19 protein-coding genes and 5 pseudogenes are annotated in these 23,470 nt (G+C 44.3%); 7 read left to right on the forward strand and 17 right to left on the reverse strand.

Annotated elements, in window-relative coordinates; genetic code table 11:
- Positions 1-26: 26 nt before the first annotated feature.
- The gene (locus tag AC0L66_RS13985; protein ID WP_265675833.1) at positions 27-1,019 is read right to left on the reverse strand and encodes a TDT family transporter; all 993 of its coding nucleotides are present in this window, start codon (positions 1,017-1,019) and stop codon (positions 27-29) included.
- Positions 1,020-1,119: 100 nt separating this feature from the next.
- Here AC0L66_RS13985 and AC0L66_RS13990 point away from each other — a divergent pair, with 100 nt between their 5' ends.
- The 4 genes and pseudogenes from AC0L66_RS13990 (at position 1,120) to dapD (ending at position 4,513) form a co-directional block, all read left to right on the forward strand.
- Positions 1,120-2,043 carry a LysR substrate-binding domain-containing protein gene (locus tag AC0L66_RS13990; protein WP_473567717.1) on the forward strand — a complete coding sequence of 308 codons (924 nt, stop codon included), beginning with the start codon at positions 1,120-1,122 and terminating at the stop codon, positions 2,041-2,043.
- A gap of 150 nt (positions 2,044-2,193) precedes the next feature.
- Positions 2,194-2,485, forward strand: a pseudogene (locus AC0L66_RS13995) (YebG family protein).
- Positions 2,486-2,588: 103 nt separating this feature from the next.
- A complete protein-coding gene (locus tag AC0L66_RS14000) occupies positions 2,589-3,230 on the forward strand; it encodes a MarC family protein (RefSeq protein ID WP_473567718.1) in 642 nt (213 codons plus the stop codon).
- Positions 3,231-3,477: 247 nt separating this feature from the next.
- A pseudogene (dapD, locus tag AC0L66_RS14005) lies at positions 3,478-4,513 on the forward strand (2,3,4,5-tetrahydropyridine-2,6-dicarboxylate N-succinyltransferase).
- A gap of 134 nt (positions 4,514-4,647) precedes the next feature.
- On the opposite strand, the gene rnd reads toward dapD, so the two are convergent.
- From rnd to AC0L66_RS14045, 8 genes are all read right to left on the reverse strand, one after another.
- The gene (gene rnd, locus AC0L66_RS14010) at positions 4,648-5,766 is read right to left on the reverse strand and encodes a ribonuclease D (RefSeq protein ID WP_473567720.1); all 1,119 of its coding nucleotides are present in this window, start codon (positions 5,764-5,766) and stop codon (positions 4,648-4,650) included.
- Between the two features lie 75 nt (positions 5,767-5,841).
- Positions 5,842-7,542, reverse strand: a complete 1,701-nt coding sequence (gene fadD / locus AC0L66_RS14015) for a long-chain-fatty-acid--CoA ligase FadD (protein WP_265675839.1) — start codon at positions 7,540-7,542, stop codon at positions 5,842-5,844.
- A 179-nt stretch (positions 7,543-7,721) separates the two neighbouring features.
- A complete protein-coding gene (locus AC0L66_RS14020; RefSeq protein WP_473567722.1) occupies positions 7,722-8,600 on the reverse strand; it encodes an alpha/beta fold hydrolase in 879 nt (292 codons plus the stop codon).
- A gap of 2 nt (positions 8,601-8,602) precedes the next feature.
- Positions 8,603-9,151, reverse strand: coding sequence for a Slp family lipoprotein (locus AC0L66_RS14025; RefSeq protein WP_473567723.1), 549 nt, complete (start codon positions 9,149-9,151; stop codon positions 8,603-8,605).
- Positions 9,152-9,181: 30 nt separating this feature from the next.
- Positions 9,182-9,499 (reverse strand): chromosome partitioning protein ParA, encoded by a 318-nt coding sequence (locus AC0L66_RS14030; protein ID WP_473567725.1) that lies wholly within the window; start codon positions 9,497-9,499, stop codon positions 9,182-9,184.
- Between the two features lie 188 nt (positions 9,500-9,687).
- Positions 9,688-10,389: a tRNA (adenosine(37)-N6)-threonylcarbamoyltransferase complex dimerization subunit type 1 TsaB gene (gene tsaB / locus AC0L66_RS14035; protein ID WP_473567727.1), complete on the reverse strand. Its 702-nt coding sequence runs from the start codon at positions 10,387-10,389 to the stop codon at positions 9,688-9,690.
- Positions 10,390-12,348: an ATP-dependent DNA helicase gene (locus AC0L66_RS14040; RefSeq protein ID WP_473567728.1), complete on the reverse strand. Its 1,959-nt coding sequence runs from the start codon at positions 12,346-12,348 to the stop codon at positions 10,390-10,392.
- 135 nt (positions 12,349-12,483) lie between these two features.
- Positions 12,484-12,684, reverse strand: a complete 201-nt coding sequence (locus tag AC0L66_RS14045; protein WP_265675847.1) for a hypothetical protein — start codon at positions 12,682-12,684, stop codon at positions 12,484-12,486.
- A 280-nt stretch (positions 12,685-12,964) separates the two neighbouring features.
- Between AC0L66_RS14045 and purU the strand changes: the two are divergent.
- Positions 12,965-13,797: pseudogene (purU, locus tag AC0L66_RS14050) on the forward strand (formyltetrahydrofolate deformylase).
- Positions 13,798-13,916: 119 nt separating this feature from the next.
- Here purU and AC0L66_RS14055 read toward each other — a convergent pair.
- The 5 genes from AC0L66_RS14055 to AC0L66_RS14075 form a co-directional block, all read right to left on the reverse strand.
- Entirely contained in the window at positions 13,917-14,711 is a 795-nt protein-coding gene (locus AC0L66_RS14055) for a hypothetical protein (protein ID WP_473567729.1), read from the reverse strand.
- Positions 14,712-15,886: 1,175 nt separating this feature from the next.
- Complete coding sequence (locus AC0L66_RS14060) at positions 15,887-16,300, reverse strand: hypothetical protein (protein WP_473567730.1); 414 nt, start codon at positions 16,298-16,300, stop codon at positions 15,887-15,889.
- A gap of 1 nt (position 16,301) precedes the next feature.
- Entirely contained in the window at positions 16,302-16,607 is a 306-nt protein-coding gene (locus AC0L66_RS14065) for a right-handed parallel beta-helix repeat-containing protein (RefSeq protein WP_473567731.1), read from the reverse strand.
- Positions 16,561-17,016, reverse strand: a complete 456-nt coding sequence (locus AC0L66_RS14070; protein WP_473567732.1) for a hypothetical protein — start codon at positions 17,014-17,016, stop codon at positions 16,561-16,563. The genes AC0L66_RS14065 and AC0L66_RS14070 overlap by 47 nt, the downstream gene beginning before the upstream one ends.
- 558 nt (positions 17,017-17,574) lie before the next feature.
- Complete coding sequence (locus tag AC0L66_RS14075) at positions 17,575-18,174, reverse strand: VOC family protein (RefSeq protein ID WP_473567733.1); 600 nt, start codon at positions 18,172-18,174, stop codon at positions 17,575-17,577.
- Positions 18,175-18,337: 163 nt separating this feature from the next.
- Between AC0L66_RS14075 and argS the strand changes: the two are divergent.
- Positions 18,338-20,072 (forward strand): annotated as a pseudogene (gene argS, locus AC0L66_RS14080) (arginine--tRNA ligase).
- A 79-nt stretch (positions 20,073-20,151) separates the two neighbouring features.
- Positions 20,152-20,577 carry an HIT domain-containing protein gene (locus AC0L66_RS14085; RefSeq protein ID WP_473567735.1) on the forward strand — a complete coding sequence of 142 codons (426 nt, stop codon included), beginning with the start codon at positions 20,152-20,154 and terminating at the stop codon, positions 20,575-20,577.
- An 82-nt stretch (positions 20,578-20,659) separates the two neighbouring features.
- On the opposite strand, the gene AC0L66_RS14090 is transcribed toward AC0L66_RS14085, so the two are convergent.
- From AC0L66_RS14090 to AC0L66_RS14100, 3 genes and pseudogenes are all read right to left on the reverse strand, one after another.
- Positions 20,660-20,890 carry a FeoC-like transcriptional regulator gene (locus AC0L66_RS14090; protein WP_265675853.1) on the reverse strand — a complete coding sequence of 77 codons (231 nt, stop codon included), beginning with the start codon at positions 20,888-20,890 and terminating at the stop codon, positions 20,660-20,662.
- Positions 20,887-23,158, reverse strand: a pseudogene (gene feoB, locus AC0L66_RS14095) (Fe(2+) transporter permease subunit FeoB). The gene AC0L66_RS14090 and the pseudogene feoB overlap by 4 nt, the downstream one beginning before the upstream one ends.
- Positions 23,155-23,385, reverse strand: coding sequence for a FeoA family protein (locus AC0L66_RS14100; protein ID WP_250615574.1), 231 nt, complete (start codon positions 23,383-23,385; stop codon positions 23,155-23,157). Before AC0L66_RS14100 ends, feoB begins: the two are co-directional and overlap by 4 nt.
- Positions 23,386-23,470: the final 85 nt, after the last annotated feature.

The raw sequence follows: 23,470 nt of genomic DNA on the forward strand, positions 1-23,470 counted from the left end.
ATTACCCAGCGATAAGGCACGTAAGCTTATCGAGATACTGCATTATTTGATGACGTCAGCATTTTTACTGGGCGATAAGCAAACAGGTAGCGAATCGCCACATAGCTCACCACTGCTGTGGCAATAATTAACTCGATATTGGCAAGCATGATCACTTGATCCACCGCGTTTTGTGGCACATGAACATTCGTCATCCACGCCGCCAATTTAAACAACGCCGTTGCCCCAATCACCAACGGGAACGTAAACGCGGCATAACCAGGGCTAAATGGAAGACGAAGCAGTTTAATAAACGCTAAGTAAATCACCATTGTCATCAGTACCGCAATACCAAACAACATTGCCACCAATACTGGAGAAGGATCCGCGACCACGGTTAAATATCCTGCTAGAGAAAGACTTGCTGGCGCCGCCAATATCGCTAGGGTTGGTTTTGCCGCATCCGGCACTTCCGCTGCGAAAATTAAGCGGTACACCATGCAAGGTAACATCACCGCATAAACGGCAATCCCAAAGTACAGAGCGGCATTCGCGATGGGTGCTAGCGCTGCGGTACCAGAAAACGCGACATCCGCTACCACAATACCTATTGGTGGAACAAACCAACTTGGCACCATATGATGCAGCTCAAAATCGCGACAGCGATGATAAGTAAAGCTAGCTAGGAACACGACATGCAGTACCACCGCGGCTAACCAAATACTGTCACCGAGCACAGGAAAAAACTGCCCAATTGAGTTCGATACCACCATGGTTGCCATCGCAAATGTCGGCACAACACTTCCCACGACCGGGTGAGCAAGATCCTGCCCCAATAAGTGACTATGGAACAAGAACTTATAGGCCAATATCACTAACAGCACACTCGCCACCGCTGCGCTTGACCACTGCGCAACGTGATGAAACTCTCCTGCGTTTTCCCAACACCATCCAAGGCTCGCAATCCCTAACGCCAAACCAGCCATCGGGGTTGGTGCGCTTTTCATTTTATGATGAACTCGTTTTGCTGTCGCAATCATAACAATGCCTTGTCTGCTGTATTAAGTTGCGCTAATGATAATTCTAGTTTACGTTTAGGTACATCTAATTATTTTCAACCAGCGTTCAAAAAAACAGAACATGAATACTCATATTTCACTCAAGCAGCTCAAAGTCTTTGTTGCTGTGACGCAGCACCAAACGCTAACCTCAGCTTCCGATACGCTGTTTCTTTCCAAGGCTGCCGTGAGTATGTCATTGAGCGAGTTAGAAAAACAAATTGGTCACGCTCTTTTTGATCGCGTCAACAACCGTTTAGTAATCAACCAAGAAGGACAAAAACTTCTGCCACTTGCCGACGAATTACTAAGCCGAGCCAAAGACATTGAGTCCTTATTTTCAGATGAACAAAGTTTTCGAGGTCAGCTGCGTATCGGCGCAAGTGACACTATCGGTAATCAAGTCGCGCCGTATTTACTCAGCGAATACCGTCAAAGTCACCAGCACAAGGCGCAACAACTGTTTATCTCCAACAGTGCACTTATCTGTGAAAAACTGATTGATTATGAACTTGATATTGGCTTGATCGAAGGTAAAACGCTTCATCCTGAGTTAGAAAGTACCCCTTTTAGCGAAGATGAGATGTGCATTGTCGCCAGTGTTGACCACCCATTAGCGGGCGATGAGGTGATCGATCTTTCATTACTAGAAAATAGTGAATGGATCCTCAGAGAGCCAGGATCTGGCACCCGTGAGTTTTTCTTACGGGCCGTCGCCCCTCGTATTGAAGTATGGCACGAAGCATTTGAGCTCAACACAACGGAAGCCATTTTAAACTGTGTATCTTCTGGCTTAGGACTGGCGTGCATCTCTAGACTTGCCGCTCATACCGCTATCCGTGATGGTCGCATCCGTGAAATACCTGCTTTCACTCGATATGAAACGACGCTTTTGGCTACTCTTCCACAAAGAGAAATACCAAAGCCCGTTGTTGCGCTCTTTTATCTCTTTTTGCCAACAATGGCAGCGCAGCTAAATCTGCTGCCAAAACCGATAACGACATAGGATCAGTAAGTCGTGCCAATACCAGAGCGCAGCGAGTAGGAAATAGGCAATCAGCTCTCAGTTTTGCTGCGCTGACTGGACAAGCATTTTAAACCTATGTATAAATAGCCAGTATTGTCGATAAAAATTTAACTTGTTAGAGGATTAACCATGGCTGTAATCGTCAAGTACGTGGTGGAACGCAACGGAGAAGAAAAAGATGACTTTTACCTCTAAAGCTGAAGCTGACGCTTATGACAAAATGTTAGATACTGCTGATGAACTATTTACACTGCTTAGTGAAAGCAAGCTCATTGAAAACGAAGAGAAGCAGGAAGAACTTTCCTTATTCTTAGCGCAACATAAAGAAGAAGTCCTTTATGCACTGGGTGCTAAGCGTAAACCAACGCCAAAGAAACCAAAAGCGGTTGAGCCTGTCGAAGCTCAAGACGACGCGGCATAATAACGCCTACCAACCAGTTTAACGTATCGTACTTTAAGCTGGTTATTTTCCCCGCTACGTATATGCTTGTTCTATCAACTCTTAATCTTGAGAGCGAGCAGACGTGAAAGATCTCATCATTCATATCATTACAGTCTTTATGGGCTTTTTTGCCATAATGAACCCGATTGCTAATACACCGATTTTTCTAGGCTTAACTGGAGATGAAGATCGAGCAACCACCAAGCTGATTGCATTTCGAGCGGTCACTATCGCCTTTGTTCTTATTTCCATTTTTGCTATATCAGGCAAACTCATTTTTGAATTATTCGGTATTACGTTATATGCCTTAAGAATTACCGATGGCATACTTGTGTTCTTCATTGGCTTCAATATGCTTCAAGGTTCGAACACTCATAAATCAGAGAAATCAGTGCTTAATTCAGCAGCACAACAAAATGCTTCTCTCGGAATCGCCGTGTCCCCCCTTGCGATGCCGATCCTTGCGGGACCGGGAACTATCGCAACCGCTATGAACTTCGCTGCAGCCGGAGGGCTAATGCAAGTTATTGTGACTATTATTAGCTTTGCTATTTTATGTACTATCACCTATTTCTTGTTCATTTCTGGCGAACGCATGGTCAAAGCCCTAGGTCCTAGTATTCTTTCAGTGATTACCAAAATGATGGGATTGATTCTCGCTGTTATTGGGATGCAGATGCTAATCGAAGGAATTCATCAAGCAATAACGATTCTAAGCCATTAAACGTAGTACTATCGTCCCCTCAGGATCTATTGACAGCGGAAGCCTACTACTGTTTCTTTTTGGCGAAAAGTGTCTCCATAAAGACAACCAATATCTTTTTACAGACTTTAGCCCTATTTGCTCTTTCATCTACCGTTGCCACTCTTTAAGATAAAACCAACAACTTAAGATAAAACCATCAACAGAATCTAAACCTTTGCTGCACTAGCATCGGTTTATGGACAATTCAAAATGGAGAACGATAGTCATGGCAGCATTTTCACTCGCCTTCGGTACCGCCACTAAAAACCGCGATGGAAAAATCATCGAAGCCTTTTTTCCACATCCGCGACTCAATCCAAGTGATGCGACAATCGCCGCGATTGCAGAAGTGTCTGGTTACACTCAAGGCAACCAAGCTATCGAGATCAGCCCAGAGCAAAGCGCACAACTTGCGACGGCGTTTGCTAATAATGACGACGCTCAAAATGCCGCGTTCGCTGAAAAAGCATCACAGTCACAACAACCACTTGTACTTGTAGTGCTTGCAAGCGACGAAAAGCCGCAGTCTGTTGCAGAAGGCTTTTTGAAACTACAACTGATTTCAAACCGCCTAGTACAACCACACGGTACCGTACTTGATGGCATCTTTGGCCTACTGCATAACATAGCTTGGACAAACCAAGGTCCAGTCGATCTTCCAGAGCTAGCAGACCGTCAAATTGAAGCACGCCTTGCGGGACAAGCCCTGACCGTCGACTGCGTTGACAAATTCCCTAAAATGGTCGATTACGTGGTACCAACCGGTATTCGTATTGCTGATACTTCACGTGTTCGCTTGGGCGCACATGTGGGTGAAGGTACCACAGTTATGCATGAAGGCTTCATCAACTTCAATGCTTGCGATTGACCGCAGTGTGAGCATGGTTGAAGGCCGTATCTCTGCAGGCGTTGTGGTTGGAAACGGTTCTGATATTGGTGGTGGCGCTTCTATTATGGGCACACTATCTGGCGGCGGTACGGTGGTGGTCTCTATCGGCGAAAACTCACTGCTTGGCGCAAATGCTGGTCTTGGTTTCCCACTAGGCGATCGCTGTACGGTTGAGTCTGGTCTGTATGTCACAGCAGGTTCTAAGGTTCGTATGCTTGACTCTACAGGTCAAGAGGTTGAGATTGCCAAAGCTCGTGACCTAGCAGGTAAGTCTGACTTACTGTTCCGTCGCAACTCAGTGACTGGTCAAATTGAGTGCCTCACTAATAAAAGTGCAGTAGAGCTTAACAGTGAACTGCACAGCAATAACTAGCACTCTGAGTGGTACTCCCCAATTGCCTCCAACTCTGAACGAGTGAATACCTAGCACATTGCGGGATGCGCATAAAAAAACCGAGTGATTATTCACTCGGTTTTTTCTATCTAAAGCGGCTTAAAAGCATTCGTTTAGTTCATTCGCTTTTCTAAATGTCGACCTAACACGTCCATTCTCCACCCCTGCATCACGTCAGGCAGCTGCGCTGGATCGCGGTCTTTGTTCCAAATCCACGATAAGAACTGATTCAACTGCTTTTTCGATGCTAAAAACTCAGTTGCCAACCCAGTCTGCTGAGAGGCCACTTTTACTTCATCTTTTAACAGTTTAAAGATCTGCTTATAGCCAGGATAATCCATCAAACGCTCAATTTTATCAGGGTACTCGTCCGCAGATAACTGCTTGGCTGATTTCACGATAGAGGCAATTTTGTCGGCATGTCGACGGATAGAGCGAGGATCTAATCCTTCTTCTTCCATTGCTTTCGGTTGAGTCAATCCAAAGCGCGCGATGGTCCAAAGATCTTGCTCTTTGACCACAAAATTAAGTGCTAAGTCACGGCGAATCGCTTCTTTAAGTCGCCATGTTGCGAGTGGCTTAAGCGCGGCTAACTGCTTAGGGCTAAGCTGCCATGCGCCTTTAATATCCAAATAGGCTCGCTCAGCATTAGGGGTTTTACCACGCTTTTGTGTCATCAACTCAGACTCTTGCAGCGCGGCGTCCCACCAGCCTTTCTGTTCCACTTTTTCGCTTAGCTGTTGATACAAAGGCCATAAATAGAAAACATCAGCCGCAGCGTAATCAAGTTGCTTTTCAGTCAGTGGTCGAGCAACCCAATCGGCTCTAGATTCACTCTTATCCAGCTGGACATCAATATACTCATCCACTAACGCGGCAAAGCCTGTTGATAACCCATAGCCGAGGAAGGCCGCCATAATTTGCGTATCTACCATTGGAAATGGCATACAACCAAAGCTATTGGCAAATACTTCTAAATCTTCACCACACGCATGCAACACCTTAAGAACAGAGGCATCTTGCAATAAAGCAATAAAAGGGGAGAAGTCGCTTATCGTCAGAGGATCAATCAGGGAAAGCTGATGACCATCATAAAGCTGAATTAAACCCAGTTTTGGGTAGTAAGTTCGGATACGAACAAACTCCGTATCCAACATCACCACATCGGATTCACGAGCTTTTGTGCATACCGATTCTAACTCGGCAAATTCTGTAATTATCTGATATTCCACGACGACTCTCTTAAAAAAAACAATGCCAGCATTGAGAGCTGGCATTTTAACATCGATAGTAACAAAAGGTTAACGCTAAACCGTTTTTTCTGCTGTTTGTGTCAGTTTCGCGTCGTTCTCTTCGCGGAGTACTCGGCGTAAAATCTTACCGACATTGGTCTTGGGTAAGTCATCTCTAAATTCGACACGTTTTGGCACTTTATAGCCAGTTAAGTGGGTACGGCAGTGCGCAATGACGTCTTCTTTGGTTAAACTGTTATCGCTTTTCACAATATACACTTTCACCAGCTCACCCGAGGCTTCATTCGCCTCACCGATAGCCGCCACTTCGAGTACCTTATCGTGCAAAGCAATGACATCTTCAATTTCATTAGGATACACGTTGAAGCCCGATACCAAAATCATGTCTTTTTTACGATCGACAATATGCAAGAAGCCATCCTCGTCAAATTTGACGATATCACCCGTTGATAACCACCCTTCTTGATTGATCACCTCTTTAGTCGCTTCCACTCGCTGCCAATAGCCTTGCATTACTTGCGGACCACGAACTTGCAGTTCTCCCGTCGAGTCATCGGATACTGGTTGACCCTCTTCATCAACAATGCGCACTTCTGTGCCCGGAACGGGTAAGCCAATCGAGCCGTTATACTCTTCTAAATCGTAAGGGTAAGCGGCAACTAACGGCGAACACTCCGTCAGACCATACCCTTCGAGCAGCAAACAGCCTGTAGTCTTTTTCCATTGTTCGGCAACGGCGCGTTGCACCGCCATGCCGCCACCCACAGACAGACGTAGCCCTCTAAAGTCTAGCTCATGAAAGTCTTCATTATGAATAAGCGCGTTAAAGAGAGTATTGACGCCAGTGATCGCCGTAAATGGGTACTTTTGCAGCTCTTTGATGAACCCAGGAATATCACGAGGATTGGTAATGAGTAGGTTTTGTCCACCCATTTCAACAAACAGCAAGCAGTTTACCGTCAAAGCAAAAACGTGATACAGCGGCAGCGCTGTTACTACCAACTCACGCCCCTCTTGCAACACAGGGCCATACATGCCTTTCGCCTGCAGTACGTTTGCTATCATATTGCGATGCGTGAGAATTGCGCCTTTCGCCACACCCGTCGTACCCCCAGTGTATTGCAAAAATGCGATGTCATCACCCGACATAAACGGTTTCACGTATTGCTGGCGACGTCCTTTATGCAAGGCTTGTCGAAATGAAATCGCCCCCGGAAGATTGTATTTTGGCACCATGCCTTTTACGTACTTCACGACGAAATCAACCACTGTGCCTTTCGCTCGTGGCAGCATTTGTCCAAGGCTAGTTAAGACAACATGTTTGATTGGCGTTTTATCAACAACCTGCTCTAACGTATTGGCAAAGTTAGACACGATCACTATCGCTTTGGCGTTTGCATCGTTGAGCTGGTGTTCTAACTCTCGCGGCGTATAAAGTGGATTCACATTAACCGCGATGAGGCCAGCTCTCAAAATACCAAACAACGCTACAGGGTATTGCAGCAAGTTAGGCATCATAATGGCAACGCGGTCACCTTTTTTTAGCTTTAGCTCGTTTTGCAAATAGGCAGAAAACGCACGGCTGCGCTCTTCCAACTTACGAAATGTCATGACCGAACCCATATTGACAAAAGCGGGCTGATCGGCAAATTTATGCACCGACTGTTCGAACATCTCAACTAAAGAAGGATACTGATCCGGATTGATATTCTCTGGCACGTCATTTGGGTATCGAGAAAGCCAAGGTTTATCCACAATTACACTCCTAGCGTATTAAGTCTTGCGTTTAATCTTCAAAATGTGAGCCTTTAAAAAACTTAGCTATTTAACAACTTGTTAAATCCACTCACAACCTGAGAATCCGTTACTCATTGGTATTGCTTACTATTACAGCACAGGCAACCCTTTCACGCACGAAACACTCAAACACTTGTTTAATTTTTGTTAACTAGTTCAGAAATTAGTTCAAATACTCTATCTGGCGATTCTAAATGGCAATGATGATCACCGTCTACCCACGCCACTTGCGCGTTGTGAAGTTTCTCTAAGACGAGTTTGTCTTGAAGAAAGCCGTATCCAGAGCGACCTAATATAACCATATGAGGAATGGAAATAGCGGACATCACCACTTCAGCGTGAGGTCGCGACATACGATATACCGACTCACATTTTAGCTTGCTATCATGGCGCCAATACCACTGCCCATCAACGCTTTGAAGGTCTCTCTCCACAATAGGGCGAACCGACCTAGCATCTAATTTTGTGGCTCGCATGCGCATGGTGATTGCGTCATCAAAAGACGGCAATGCTCGCCGTTTTTTGTTTCTCCAACGCTCGCGACTTTCGATGCCTTTTCTCAACCGACTGACCGCTTGAATAGGGTCTTCTACCATTGGGAAATGCGCTTCAATTTGAACTAATCCTGCGACATTTTCAGGAAAGGCGGCACTATAGCAACTTGCAATCAATGCACCAAGCGAATGTCCAACCAAGAATGCATTGACCGCTTGAAGATTAACCAAAACCTGGTGTAAATCGTCAATATAGTCATGAAAGCTATAAAAATGGTCACTATTTTTATGAGTTGAATGCCCATGACCCGGTAGATCCAAAACCAAAACACGCCAACTCAATCGCTGCTGTTCAATGATAGTCAGCAATTTATGAAAGCTCGCGGCATTGTCCATCCAGCCATGAACAAAAACGACCGTCTTAACGGTCGTTTCCTCTGTTTGGAACCCAGCGCCTTGATACTCCAAGTAAGCGATGTTTCTATCGTTAACTTGCAGTAAACACTCTTTAAAAGCTCGCAAAATTACTTCACCTCTTTAATCACGCGACCTTGCGTTGGCCCGTAATAAAAGTCGTCGCAGTAATAGCCCCAGCAAGAATGAAAAGCGCTCGCCTGACGGTTGATAATTAGACGCTCTTCCACTCGCCATAAATACTGTCCGTATGCCTTTATCACTGGAAAGTCGGCTTCAAATTCGCCAACTTTTCCCCGTTCATCGCCCGCTTTACTTCCGCCGACAGTGATCAGTCGACCTCTTGTGTACGTCACCGGGTCAATAAACCCGTCCACGTACGCGATAAAGCGGCCATTAGGCTCTTGGTCGATATCCGGCTTACCATATTTATCGATAGGAAGGTTAACAATTTCAATTCGGGTCTGAGTCGCAAGGTTCGTAACGGTGTCTATGACCCCACCAAGACGAACTTCACTGCCATCTTGCGCATCTACAACAGGTTGATATTGCGCAATAACATTTTCGTTCGTTGTGGCCAGTGAGTCCGGTAAGCTACCACAAGCGGTGAGCATGAAAGACAGGCACAATGCCCCTAGCAATTTCAACAATTTATTCATTCTCGTTCCACACATTAATCATTCTCATTATCACACGTACATATCGACACCAAACAGCTGTTCAAGTTCCTCGCGTTTAGCACGGTTCATCACATTCATATACGCTTCCAGCGCTTGTTTAGACCGTCCTTCAGGCAAGTCATAGTGAACGTGAGTACGTTGCACGTCTGCATCAGAAATAGTGTTTACTGAATGAGCCACTGCCTGAGCAACTTTCGTGACTTGTGTAGACTGACCAATCTGAGGGGTGGGTTGAGACGTGGTGGTATTCGATACCGATTGCTTACGCTTTGCTTTATTCGTCCGCTGCTGAGAGTGGACGGTAGGTAAACCTTGAATCGAAACCATATGCCTCACCTAATGCGTGGTTGTATTAAATGCCTTACTGCAATGACCGCGACGTTAACGTGTACGTGGTGTTATACGATCTTATATAGACACAGCTTTGTGTTGATAAAGGGGCGATGATCCTACCCCTTCAACTTATCCTACGAGCTCAGCATCTTAAAATACCGAGCTAAAAGTAGCTGGGTAATTTATTCTCTTCCCGGCAACTTTTTCCAAGTCACATTATCTCGCAGATAAACAGGACTCGCCTCTTCCGCAGCAACGACATTGCCTTTTGCTAACTCATATTGCGCTAAGAAAGCAATATCTTCCGCTTCTGGATAGAGTACACCGGATGATTGAGTATCAATCGCAAGCGACGACAATGATTCAGCATACGCATCCCAACCTATTCCTGCCGTTGCCCATGTTATGTTATCTTGAGGTGTATTCGCCACTACCGTGTCCGGTGCAACTACTTGTTCTGGTTCAACTTCCGTCCAATCGCCGTTTTCAAGACGCTCGAAACGTCCCCAATAGACTTCGCTCATACGGGCATCAATCGCGGTCGCAACGTGGGTGGTTTCATTTTTACGGTAAGCGCCTTGCGCCATGGCTTTTAACGTCGAAATACCAATCATCGGTAAATCAGCACCGAAGCCAAGCCCCTGAGCCACACCAATACAGATGCGCACGCCAGTAAAGCTGCCTGGACCTCGTGCAAACGCTAATGCATCAAGATCTTGTAAAGTCAGTCCCGCTTCATTTAGCAGCTCATCGACCATAGGTAAAACTTTCTTAGTATGGTCACGCGGTGCAAGTTCACTGCGAACGTAAGTTTTATCTCCCACTAAAAGTGCGACAGAGCAGTTTTCAGTGGCAGTATCAATTGCTAGAATTTTGTTAGTCATCTATTTCTCAATGCGTTCTTTTTTTGGTGCACTTTGCTGGGATTGTAGCAAAAATGTCTCTATTTTTCCGAGGTCTCGAGTCCGCGGTATAGGCGGCAAGCTGGCGAGAAAAGTCGCGCCATAGTCACGCGTCACCAAACGGTTATCGCAAATGATCAAAGCACCACAGTCCTTTTGATCGCGAATCAATCGACCAACACCTTGCTTCAACGTAATAACCGCATCCGGTAATTGCACATGATTAAAAGGGTCACCCCCTTGCAACTTACAGTCTTCAATTCGCGCTTTAAGCAGCGGATCATCAGGTGCGGTAAACGGTAATTTATCGATAATAACACAGCTAAGCGCGTCACCTCTAACATCTATTCCTTCCCAAAACGCCCCTGTCGCCACAAGCAAAGCATTGCCTAGCTCCATAAACTCAGCCAAGGTTTTTTGCTTGCTGGTTTCGCCTTGCAGCAAGACTGGCAAGGTGAGCGTTTCGCGAAAGCGCTCACCTAACTCTCTCATCATGCTGTGCGAAGTGCATAGAAAAAAACAGCGACCTTGGTTTTTTTCGATAACGGGCGCCAGCATGGCGACCAACTTTTCAGCGAGCCCTTTACTGTTGGGTTCAGGCAAATAACGGGGCACACACAATCTTGCCTGCGTTGAATAATCAAAAGGACTAGGCAGTGAAAATTGCTGTGTCGGGGTCAGACCTAAGCGTGAAGTAAAGTGCTGAAAATCTTCAGAGACCGCAAGCGTTGCTGAAGTGAAAATCCACGCCCCGCCTTTTGCTTCAATCTGCTCATGGAATTTATCCGCGACACTAAGTGGGGTAATGTGCAAACTAAACTGCCTTGGCGTCGTGTCGTACCAATAGGAGTAACCCGTAATGGACACATCGCATACGCGTTCGATACGCCCTTTAATTAAATTGGCGCGCTCAAAAGCGGTATCCAACAACTGGCTGCGCCCTAATGCCAATTTCAGCACATCAATGCACAGCACGACAGAGTCACGCAGCCTTTCGACCTCTCGCAAAATAGACGGTGATTGAATCGCATCACGCCAGTTTCCTCGAAACCCCGTATCCCCAAGCACAATACGTAAATCCATCGCCGCTTGCGACAGTCTATCGCCCGCCTTTTGCAACTGTTTCATATCACGCGCTTCAGTGCGGTAACCAATCTCTATGTCTTTAGCAAGATCTTGAATTTGGCGGCTTGATAAAGACTGACCAAAATACTGGCTAGCAATGTCTGGAATTTGGTGCGCTTCATCAAAGACAAACACTTCGGCCTCTGGAATCAACTCCCCAAAGCCCGTTTCTTTAATGGCAAGATCAGCAAGGAAAAGGTGATGATTTACCACGACAACGTCGGAGTCTAAGGCGCGTTTTCTTGCTTTTAGAACAAAACAATCTTGATAGCTAGGGCAGTCCTTACCTAAACAATTATCATTGGTAGAAGTGATAGTGGGAATCACGAGACTGTCTTCGGCAATGGCATCGCATTCACCCAAGTCACCTGATTTGGTTTCTGATGCCCAACCACGCACTTTGACTAACTGCGATAGCAATTCGGTATGAGTTTCTGTGGTATGGCTCTCTACCATCTGACGACTCAAGCGATCTAAGCACAAATAGTTAGAGCGCCCTTTTAGCAGTGACACTTTGCCATGAAAGCCAAGTGCATCCACCATCAAGGGGAGATCGCGGTGAAACAATTGCTCTTGCAGGTTTTTAGACCCAGTACTGATAATGGTTTTTTTACCACTCAGTAATGCCGGAACAAGATAGGCGAAGGTTTTACCGGCACCCGTGCCCGCTTCTACAACCAACTGCGCTTCTTGCTGAATCGCGTTTTCTACCGCGTTAGCCATATCCAGTTGCGGCTGACGAGGTTGAAAACCGGGGATAACTTGTCCTAAAGCTCCGCCTGACGCGAAAGCCTTATTGATTGCTTTAGATACCATGACACCGAGTCAATTAGCTAAGAATGGCGTTAGTATACCTGAACAAGGTGTCATGCTTGTAGTACGTAAGGAGATGTGGAGCGTAAACTGCCTCCCCAAATGGCATAACCTCCCAATGTGTAACAGGGTTTGAAGCTAATGACGATTAAGGTAGCGAGACAACCACGTTGGGGGGCTGTGCTCTTCTTCCGATGATTTCAAGTGTTCTACGGCGTGCTGTGGGGAAACCTTTTCTTCCCATAATAAGTCCAGGCGCTGACTATCAACGTGTTTATCACCTATCAGTTTTGATACTCGTTGATCGTAAAGTTTTCGTGCTAATAGTTCTCTATCCATAGCATTTCCTTCTAAACAAAACAAAGGCCGTAATAAAATCGAAAAAGTTCACAGCCTTTCGACACGATTTGGAAGATACCTTTCGATTTTGTTGAAACCTTAGCCAGAATAGATTAAAACTGGTGGATAGATTGCGTGTTACGTCAATAAACGCACCAAACTAAAACCCTCTTGATCGTAAATTACGATTCACTTCAATAGATTGTATTTTCAACGTTATTGAGATCGATGCTACTTCAATTGGTACCAAATTTTTACTATTTCACGGAAGCCGTAAATCATGGAAAAGAAAACCCTGCTGACGCATTGTAATGATGCGCCGGGACTCATCTCAAAATCACCAATATCTGTTACAAACACCAACTGAACATCATTCATAACAATGAGTTTGTAGACAATACCAGTGGTCATTTTTTTATGCGTACCGAACTGGAAGGCTATTTTAATAATCAGACCTTACTGGCCGACTTAGACCAAGCACTGCCAGCGGGCACTAAGCGTTCATTGGTAGATTCATCTCGTAAGAAAGTGGTCATTTTGGTCACCAAAGAAGCGCACTGCCTTGGTGATATTTTGATGAAAAATTTTGATGGTAGCTTGAATGTTGATATCGCCGCTGTCGTGGGAAATTACGATACACTTCAAGGCCTCACTGAGAAATTTGATATCCCTTACCACTGCGTATCCCATGAAGGATTAAGCCGTGAAGATCACGAAGCCAAAATGTTAACTGTCATTGACCAATATGATGCTGACTACCTAGTACTCGCCAAATACATGCGCGTACTCACGCCTGCATTTGTGGAAAAATACCATCACAAAATCATCAATATTCACCACAGTTTCCTTCCCGCTTTCATTGGCGCAAAACCGTATCAGCAAGCCTATGACCGCGGTGTAAAGATCATCGGCGCGACCGCGCACTTTGTTACCAATGACCTGGATGAAGGTCCAATCATTAAGCAAGACGTCATCCCTGTGGATCACAATTTCAGCGCGGCCGACATGGCTCAGGCAGGTCGCGACGTTGAAAAAAACGTGCTATCCAAAGCACTCAATAAAGTCATCAATGACCATGTGTTTGTTTATGGCAATAAAACCGTGATTCTCTAACTCGCTAAGGAGCCTGACTGACCATTTAAGGCGAAGTCGGGCTCCTTTTCTCTATGACCTTGCTCGGTAAGCGTTACCTTGCCAAACTACGTATTGCCAAGTTTGAAACATCTATCCGCTTATTTAGAATAGCGATCACCTTGCTCGTAATTCACCTGATACCCTAAGTCATCCAACAGCCCCATCGTTACGGGCCCGATTTTATCGCCATTGGCCATAAGTTCTTGTGTCATCGCAGGTACTGGGCGACCATTCTTATCATAGCGCTTCTCATCATCCCCCCACTGCGGATCATACAAGTGTCCGCCATCGTCACTCATGGGCAATACTCGATAATCCACATCAAACGTTTGGTTGTACATCTTGACCGCTTGACTGTCCTTTACCTTAAAGACGTTCCCTAACTGACCGTCAGTTCGAGTGTAATCTTCGCTGTAAGCCCCGATCCCAAGTACATGCCCTATTTCATGCAGTAAGTTAGCGCGAAATTCAACGGCGTCAAATTGAGGGACGTAAGTATGACTGCCAATAAAAATGGACCCTTTCGTGGGGATAAGTCGCCAATTCACATCAATTTCTTCTTCTGGCCCAGCCATCCCATTGGCATCCTCTAGCGGTACCACATAGACATCAATATCGATTCGGTGCTGGTCAATCCCCTCCACCGCAGTCAGTACCTCTAACCAACGCAACCCTGCACGTTGATATGCCTCCATATAACGATCCGACCATTCTGCGCGGTTACGGTTTGGGAGTTCTATCTTGTTACAGAACTGAAAAGCAAGCGTGAGGTGGTCATTGGAGACCGTTTTCTGGGCGGTTGGATTACAGTTAGGGTTATCTATATCGAAGGGCGCTGCTAACGCAAGAAAAGCAACACAACCCAATACCATCGCAGTAATCAACTTCATCATGCACCTTTATTTTCTTTGATAAGTGGTGTTTTGATAAGTTTAGCTGCTTTCACCTCTGCGATGCGTATTGGTTTGTCTAATTGATGCGCCGTTTTGCCTGTGACTCTGAGGTATCACCTCGTTACGGCACGCTCACATTGGCATCCACCAAATTCATTTTCCTCCATGCGGCCACGCTACAAAACTTCAGCTGCAATGGAAATAACGCTAAACGTAAGTAGTTAGAGTGTATAAAATTAAAAGCACAACTTGTCACCGTTTCGCTAGCACTCCAAGCGACAAGAAAATGTAAGCTTAAGCTTAAAATACCTTACATTATCTTACGTTTCAAACAGACTGCTTAAATACTCACTGTTGATAAAAATAAACAATTCCAGCTACTTGCATAAATATCAATTAAGGCATTAATTAGTAAGTCACTCCTTCAGTTGATAAATTGTTCAACAAAAAAACAGCTATCAACAAACCCTTACACTCAATTACACATCGCCATACAAAACTAATATAATCTAGTCATACCAGTTAACTGACTATCGTTGTGTTTTATTATAAACGCCCATTAGCACCAAAAAACAAAAATATCAACTGGTCTACATAATTATTTTTCGCTCCGCTGAAAAGCAATAAAAACAAGTTATATTTCGTTAAACGAGACCATATAAAAACGAATGAAATAAAATGGACAATGAAACAGGACACTAGATGCATACAGAACACTTCGGTGCCTGATTTTCTATAACCAGGAGCAGCAATGAACACTATTCAGTCACTTGAACGGTTAAAAACATCCGCCGTAAACAGAACAGAAACACTTACACATTTAAAAGAGGAGTTTGCATACTTAGTCAATTCTGATATAAAACTCGCTGTATTAGAAGTTAATCATAACTGGTGCAAGATTATAGGAAACAGTGTTTTTATACTAAAAAATGCTTGTAGCTTTGAAATTTTCGTCTTACACATTAGCAAGATTATAGACATTTCAAAAATTAATGACGAGGCTAATTAATATACTCTATCAAGCTCATTGAACATAAAACTAAAAATAAATGGTTTTTTGAGTTTATCTTAATCTACTCATATTTTTAAATACACTACCTATACATTAAGTAAAGAGGCTCTATCACGAAGTGCTAAGGCCTCATATCTGAAATAGAGTAATAATGTGCTATTAGCTAATTTAGATAACCACTAATAGCCTGACATGCGACAGGTATAGATTGACTCGGTTCTAATATATCCAAATAGCAATTATCTACACTTTTCCTAAATACCATTGGGACTGAATAGTCATTCTTTTCCTGTAATTCTAAATCTGTGTCTATAGACCCCGCAACCCCTTCAACCGCTCTTTTTACTCGTCCGCCTGCATCTATATATTCGAAAGGAGAACGAAAACTATTACTTGTAATTTCCGCAGCGCCATCTAAAGGGATGCCTCTGATTATAATCGATGGGTAGTGCCCCCACTTAGTCCCACCAAATGCAAACCAGTTGTTTATAACCCTTATAGATTGCCCTCCAATACCTGGGCTGGAGCTAGATTCATGCATATCAAATGAATGACCATTACCTTCTTCTAAAATCACGTTATACGACGCGGTGTAAGACTCCCCTCCTGACCAGAACCTGCGATACTATGCTTGGCTTACTATCGAAGACATTACAGAATATTGAGGCTGAAGAGTTTCCATTTTGAACAACAACACCATAGCCACGGCTTTTCTTTCTATTATGATGTATATAATTGTTTCTTACTAATACATTTTGCCCTTTTTTGACAGAAACAGCACCTCCTCCCCACCCATATATCTCATTATTCTCTATCACTAACCCAACCGTACCTATCTTATTTTGAACCCCTATTGTCAGTACATTCGTATCGATATTTAACACTCGATCCTTGAATCCTCATACCTGTTAACTTTACGTTGTTACCCGTAGATATGATAGGAAAGTAATGCTGTTCCTCATCCATATAATCAACTTTCAGCAATGCTCCTTCGCTACCATTTACACCTCTATCGCTATAAATGACCACATCGTCAGGAATGTCTAGCCCATCTTTTACATAAGGCAGCTCAATTACTACATCACCTGGAATATAGATGTTTTTTTCCCCCAGTTCTAAAGCCTTCTGTAAAGCATTGATATTATGAACTGAGACCGAGTTTTGCGAGTTAGCATCATGAATAATAGGGTATTCAAATCCGCCAACCGTACCACACACATTTCGCACTTCTGCGTATAATGGATGAGCATTAATAATAAGTGACATGTAGAGTAAGATCGATTTCGATTTCATTCGTTATACCTTCTTGCTAACTTTTAAAATATTATATTTTCACTATGCGCACAAAATCTTCAATCTACAGATTTCTAATACTACGATTCACCGTCATAGCTATAAAATCACGATAGAATTAAATATTAAATTTCAAGCACAGATAAACCGCCCTATCAATTTAGAAATAAGATCATTAGCTACATTAGTTTTAATGTATTATGACTTGTACTCAATTTACTATTTATAAATTAGTATACCTGTCACATTGCGAACTTTTATTGATGAGTTTCACATTATTTCGATCTAGTAAAAATGAAAGGAATCAAAAGAAAAAAGGTAATGAGAGAGTAAAGTATAAGCTCCCCATTGCTGCAGGTTTACTTAGGGCCGACATTGCCTTCATATTTAAGGTTTAACATCGAATGGATGTCCCACTATTAGCGGAATGTTCATCAAGCGACCTGGTATTCACTTACCTATTGCGAATTGGTGTATGGCTTTACCACCGTTTGTTCAGTATCAATGCGTTATATCGTTTAATTTCACGATCTTTCACCATACACCAACTCCATCACCCTATATTGACTGCTCCGAGGCGACGATATTTTTCAAACTATGAGGATGCAACTTAATACACACGCCATTAAGCTTAAACGCCACTGTTGGGTTGGCGAGTCGCTCACCTTCTCCGTGGGGACTAGAGAGTTTCATATCAATACCACTCTCATCTAAGTAGGCTAACTTAGTCGATAAATCTGGGAATCGCGTACAAAGATCGGCAAGAAAGTCATCCGCCGTGATTGCTTGTGATGGCACGACAAATTCGATGTGCTCCCAGTGCTCAATAGGGTGAGACTTGTTCGGCGCAGGATATGGTAACTCTAAACACTCTATTTCACCGACTTTTGTCACGATTGGTTGCTTAAACTGCATGACAATGATCGGTCTACCATTAATGATTGCCTCTGAGATAACCTGACCGTATTCAAGCCATTCTTGATGGGCAGCTTTGGCCACATCAGCACTGTTAATTCTCAAGGCAATATGATCCGCTTGATAACGAGAAAGATCCAAAGATAATTGCTTGCATAAATTGAGGATTTTATCCATAAATCCATCGATTTCATTCAGCATCTGAGACGGCATTAAGCCTTTTTGCATCAGGGTTTGTCGCACTATATGATCACTCTTTTTGTACTTTCGAGGCTAAATACTACCAGTAATCCCGAAGATTAAGAAAAAATCCAATACTTGCCCCTAGGTGAAGGGCGCTAAAGTTGCTATTATGTGCGCCAAATTACTAGATGAAAACCAATTCCAAGAATTGAAGGAAATGCGTGTGAATATCCAAGCACTGATCAACGACAAAGTATCTCAGGCTCTTGAAGCCGCTGGCGCACCAGCAGGCAGCCCTGCAGCCGTTCGCCAATCTGCGAAAGCACAGTTTGGTGACTACCAAGCCAATGGTGTCATGGGCGTTGCTAAGAAGTTGGGCAGTAATCCACGAGAATTCGCTCAAAAAAGTCCTAGACGTTTTAGACCTAGAAGGTATTGCAAGCAAAACTGAAATTGCAGGCCCTGGTTTTATCAATATTTTCCTTAGCGAAGCGTTCTTAGCTAAACAAGCAGAAGCAGCACTTGCTGACGCACGATTGGGCGTAGCTTCTCAAGAACAGCAAACCATCGTTGCTGACTACTCTGCGCCAAACGTAGCAAAAGAAATGCACGTCGGCCACTTGCGCTCAACCATCATTGGTGACGCCGTTGTACGTACTCTTGAGTTCCTAGGTCACAAAGTAATCCGTGCAAACCACATTGGCGACTGGGGCACACAATTTGGCATGCTTATCGCTAACCTTGAACGTGTGCAAAAAGAATCAGGCGAAGTTTCTATGGAACTGTCTGATCTTGAAGCCTTCTATCGCGAATCTAAAAAACTCTACGATGAAGACGAAGCGTTTGCTGCTCGTGCTCGTGGCTACGTTGTTAAACTTCAAGGCGGCGATGAGTACTGCGCTCAAATGTGGAAAAAACTTGTCGATGTGACGATGGTTCAAAACCAGCACAACTACGATCGCCTTAACGTATCACTCACTCGTGATGATGTTATGGGTGAGAGTATGTACAACGACATGCTGCCTGCAATTGTAAAAGACCTGCAAGCTCAAGGCCTTGCCGTTGAAGATGATGGTGCTCAAGTTGTATTCCTAGATGAGTACAAAAACAAAGACGGTGAAGCGATGGGTGTCATCATCCAAAAACGTGATGGTGGCTTCCTATACACCACAACCGATATTGCTTGTGCCAAATACCGTTACGAGCAATTGAATGCCGATCGTGTACTTTATTTCATCGACTCTCGTCAGCATCAACATCTACAACAAGCATGGACTATCGTTCGTAAAGCGGGCTATGTTCCAGAAAGCACCACCCTTGAACACCATGCATTTGGCATGATGCTAGGTAAAGACGGTCGCCCTTTCAAAACTCGTGCTGGCGGTACGGTTCGTTTGGCTGACTTGCTTGATGAAGCCATTGAACGTGCTGGCGCATTGATTGAGTCTAAAAACCCAGATCTTGAATCAACTGAAAAAGCGAACATTGCGAATACAGTGGCAATGGCAGCCGTTAAGTACGCTGACCTTTCTAAGCACCGTACTACCGACTACGTATTTGATTGGGACAACATGTTGGCATTTGAAGGCAACACGGCTCCTTACATGCAGTACGCTTATACACGTGTAGCATCCGTATTTGCTAAAGCAGGTGTTTCAATGGATGACCTGCAAGGCCAAGTCATCATTACTGATGAGAAAGAGAAAGCGCTGGTTGCTAAACTTATGCAGTTTGAAGAAGCGGTTCAATTGGTCGCTAAAGAAGGTCAGCCTCACATCATGTGTAGCTACCTGTTTGAATTGGCTGGTCAATTCTCTAGCTTCTATGAAGCTTGCCCTATCTTAGGCGCATCTGATGAAGCGACTAAACAGAGTCGTTTGAAACTAGCAGCGCTAACAGCAAGAACTATCAAACAGGGCTTAGACCTGCTTGGTATTGAAACATTAGAAAGAATGTAATGTTCACGTCTAAGTGAAATGAGAAGGCGACTTGCGAAAGCAATTCGCCTTTTTTGAACTCAATTTTGGGAGACCTTCTATGTCGTTTTCACTGCACCCCCAATTAGCGCTCGACACCACTTACCTCGGCGACTTTCCTCTTTGTGTGGCATTACTTCACAAAGATGATTCAGTGCCATGGGTTATCCTTGTTCCCAAGCAAGCTAACCTTCGCGAGCTTCATCACTTACCCATGGAGCAGCAGCATCAATTTCTCGCTGAATCTCAATGCGTGAACCTCGCATTAGAGTCACTGTTTACACCTGATAAGCTCAACTTAGGTGCGCTCGGCAACATGGTGCCACAACTTCATATCCATCATATAGCGCGTTTTAGCAATGACATTGCCTGGCCAGGACCGCTGTGGGGGAACACCAAAGGCGAATACCGTAACGATACAAAACAAAGTGAACTTGCGAATACTCTACGTATGGAGCTGGCGAAGTCGGCTGAATTCCATTACTAATAGACCGTCGTTACTGGCAAGTCGGTCGCTCGACAAGTAAGTGGATCCTATAACCACAAAAAAAGGCCCCGCGGGGCCTTTTTTACATCGTCACTTGAATGGATAAACTATTCGGTTGATTCACGTGATACCTCACTCGAATCAACTGTCCTGCCTTATCACAATCTTCCGTCCTTGAAAGCTTTCCTTTGCGTATCCAAACTGCAAGCATGGCCTCAATACCATCTTCGCTTAGTGCAAACTCCGCGGCAAGCGCTTGACGAGTCACACCAGGATGACACTCTATATGCGCTTTCAAGTCAGCTAAAATCATGCCACTTGCACCTCTAATGCTTGGTGCTTTTTACCTTCAGACTTCAATAATTTGAAGACTAAAAGACCAAATAGCAATATACCCACTATCCATGCCGAACTTGTCGCTGGATGCGCGCTAAAGTGAGTCACTTGGTAATAAAGCGTTGCACCGCCGTAAGCAAGCCCCATCGTCCATACTGCAATGAATCGAGCATATTTCTGACCAAATTCACGAACATAAGCCCCCATCGCCGCGACACATGGCGTATAAAGTAAGATGAAGATAAGGTAAGCAAATGCTGCATTTGCGGTAACAAAGTACCCTTTCAAATTGCCAAAAATAGACGTGTCTACTTCCTGCTCTTCCGCTACGGCCGTCGCATCGGATAAATCACCAACATCAACACCCAATGGATCAGAGTAACTTAAGCCAGATAGGTTATCAGGAATAGACGCAACTGCCTCTTGCAAGCTCACCATCAAGTTGAACTCTTCACCCTCATCATCACCAGACGTATATAAGCTATTAAGCGTGCCTACTACGGCTTCTTTAGCAAAAATACTGGTAATAATACCGACCGTTGCAGGCCAGTTATCTTGCTGAACGCCCATCGGAGCAAAAACTGGAGTCACAACTTGTGCCGCTTTTGATAATACCGAGTTCTCACTGTCTTCGTTACCAAATGAGCCGTCCATACCAACCGAGTTAAAGAAGCTAAGAATCGTCACGACAACGACAATCGTCTTACCAGCACCCAACACAAAACGTTTCAGCTTCTGCCACGTTTTAATCATTACGTTTTGAATTGTAGGCAATTCATAGTCTGGCATTTCCATCACTAGACTATCACTAGAACCTGGATAGATAGTGTGCTTCAGTACCAACCCGGTAAAGACAGCGGCAACAATACCTAACAGGTAAAGGGCAAAAACAATATTTTGGCCACTTTCTGGGAAGAAAGCCGCGGCAAAAAGGGCATAAACGGGCAGTCTTGCACCACAAGACATGAAAGGTGCCATTGATGCGGCAAGCTTACGCTCTCTTTCTTGGTCCAACGTTCGCGTCGCCATGATAGAAGGTACGTTACAACCAAACCCAAGGACAAGAGGAACAAATGCCTTACCTGGAAGCCCTATTTTTTGCATAACTTTATCGAGTACAAACGCTGCGCGAGCCATGTAACCAGAACTTTCTAATACTGCAAGAAATAAATACAGCGCGGCAATAACGGGAACAAACGTTGCGACCGTTTGAATACCACCACCGACACCGTCAGCAATCAACGTGACTAACCAAACCGACAAATGATCATCAAGCAAGTAGTGACCACCATCAACAAGCAATGCGCCGACACTAATATCAAAGAAATCAATGAAAGCACTGCCAATATTAATTGAGAACATAAACATTAAGTACATCACAACAAAGAAGAAAGGAATGCCTACCCACTTGTTCAAAATGACTTCATCCACTTTTTCAGTAAAGCTACGACTCAATTTACCGTCGCTACGACGAAGTTTTTTACACTGATCATGCAAAAAGGTGTACTTCACATCCGCCACTTGTAAATCAATGTCGATACCGGTTTGGGCTCGAGCAAGCTCAACCGTCGACTTTTGCTCACTCGTTAGTGCATTCAGCACCATAACGTCATTTTCAAGCGAACGAATGGCCAGCGCCCTTGGATCTACGGATTCGTCTGCAAACATGGGCGTTAGCTTTGCAATGGCATGTTCCATTTCGTTGCCATAATTAAGCATTAACTTATCAAGCGTTAAACCTTGCACCACAATTTTGTGCAGTTGCTCTTTCAGGGTTCGTACTTGGTCTTTATCGGTCGCCGACAGGGTGACAACAGGACAACCGAGCGTTTTTTCTAAGGCTTTTATGTCTAATTTAACTCTTTCACGCTTCAATGCGTCCATTTTGTTAAGTACAACAATCATCGGACGTCCAAGTTCACGCAGTTGCAGCGTCATATACAAACTGCGCTCAAGACTGGTCGCATCAACTACGTTAATAATGAGATCCGCCGGGTGTGTTAAAACGGCGCGTGAAGCAATAGACTCATCAATACTGTTACCATCATTACCGCTATCTAGTGCGTAGATACCCGGAAGGTCCGTTAATTGAAAGTCGTCGCCAGCGTGACGATATTGACCTAGTTTTCTTTTCGACTGTGACACCAGCCCAGTTGCCAACTTGCTGCTTAGCTCCGGTTAACCCGTTAAATAGGGTTGTTTTCCCGCTGTTAGGGTTACCAACAGTTAAGATGGTGTAGTTCATTTCGCAGACTCCACTTCAATCGATTGCGCAATGGCATTGCGAATCGCAAGTGAGACGCCTCTAACTTCAACCTGAAGTGGATCGCCCATTGGCGCACGACGAATCACTTTAATCTCTGTATTAGGTAAAATTCCCATTACCATTAATTTTTTACGGACGTCAGTTGAGAGCCCAGATAAAGCAGTAATAACACCACTACTTCCTACTTGTAATTCAGCCAGCTTCATTTAATTCACCCAAATTATGATTGGTAATGAGAAATATTAACATTAGCACTAATTTTAATGGTGCAACCTTAGGTTTCGCTTTGCG

Source organism: Vibrio sp. GJ43-1 (genome assembly GCF_055808835.1).

What these genes read in the sequence shown, in the direction of transcription:
- AC0L66_RS13985 (WP_265675833.1), bottom strand. Translation starts at nt 1,019, where the DNA reads ATGATTGCGACAGCAAAACGAGTTCATCATAAAATGAAAAGCGCACCA.
- AC0L66_RS13990 (WP_473567717.1), top strand. Translation starts at nt 1,120, where the DNA reads ATGAATACTCATATTTCACTCAAGCAGCTCAAAGTCTTTGTTGCTGTG.
- AC0L66_RS14025 (WP_473567723.1), bottom strand. Translation starts at nt 9,151, where the DNA reads ATGAATAAATTGTTGAAATTGCTAGGGGCATTGTGCCTGTCTTTCATG.
- AC0L66_RS14030 (WP_473567725.1), bottom strand. Translation starts at nt 9,499, where the DNA reads ATGGTTTCGATTCAAGGTTTACCTACCGTCCACTCTCAGCAGCGGACG.
- tsaB (WP_473567727.1), bottom strand. Translation starts at nt 10,389, where the DNA reads ATGACTAACAAAATTCTAGCAATTGATACTGCCACTGAAAACTGCTCT.
- AC0L66_RS14040 (WP_473567728.1), bottom strand. Translation starts at nt 12,348, where the DNA reads ATGGTATCTAAAGCAATCAATAAGGCTTTCGCGTCAGGCGGAGCTTTA.
- AC0L66_RS14045 (WP_265675847.1), bottom strand. Translation starts at nt 12,684, where the DNA reads ATGGATAGAGAACTATTAGCACGAAAACTTTACGATCAACGAGTATCA.
- AC0L66_RS14055 (WP_473567729.1), bottom strand. Translation starts at nt 14,711, where the DNA reads ATGATGAAGTTGATTACTGCGATGGTATTGGGTTGTGTTGCTTTTCTT.
- AC0L66_RS14070 (WP_473567732.1), bottom strand. Translation starts at nt 17,016, where the DNA reads ATGAAATCGAAATCGATCTTACTCTACATGTCACTTATTATTAATGCT.
- AC0L66_RS14085 (WP_473567735.1), top strand. Translation starts at nt 20,152, where the DNA reads ATGTCGTTTTCACTGCACCCCCAATTAGCGCTCGACACCACTTACCTC.
- AC0L66_RS14090 (WP_265675853.1), bottom strand. Translation starts at nt 20,890, where the DNA reads ATGATTTTAGCTGACTTGAAAGCGCATATAGAGTGTCATCCTGGTGTG.
- AC0L66_RS14100 (WP_250615574.1), bottom strand. Translation starts at nt 23,385, where the DNA reads ATGAAGCTGGCTGAATTACAAGTAGGAAGTAGTGGTGTTATTACTGCT.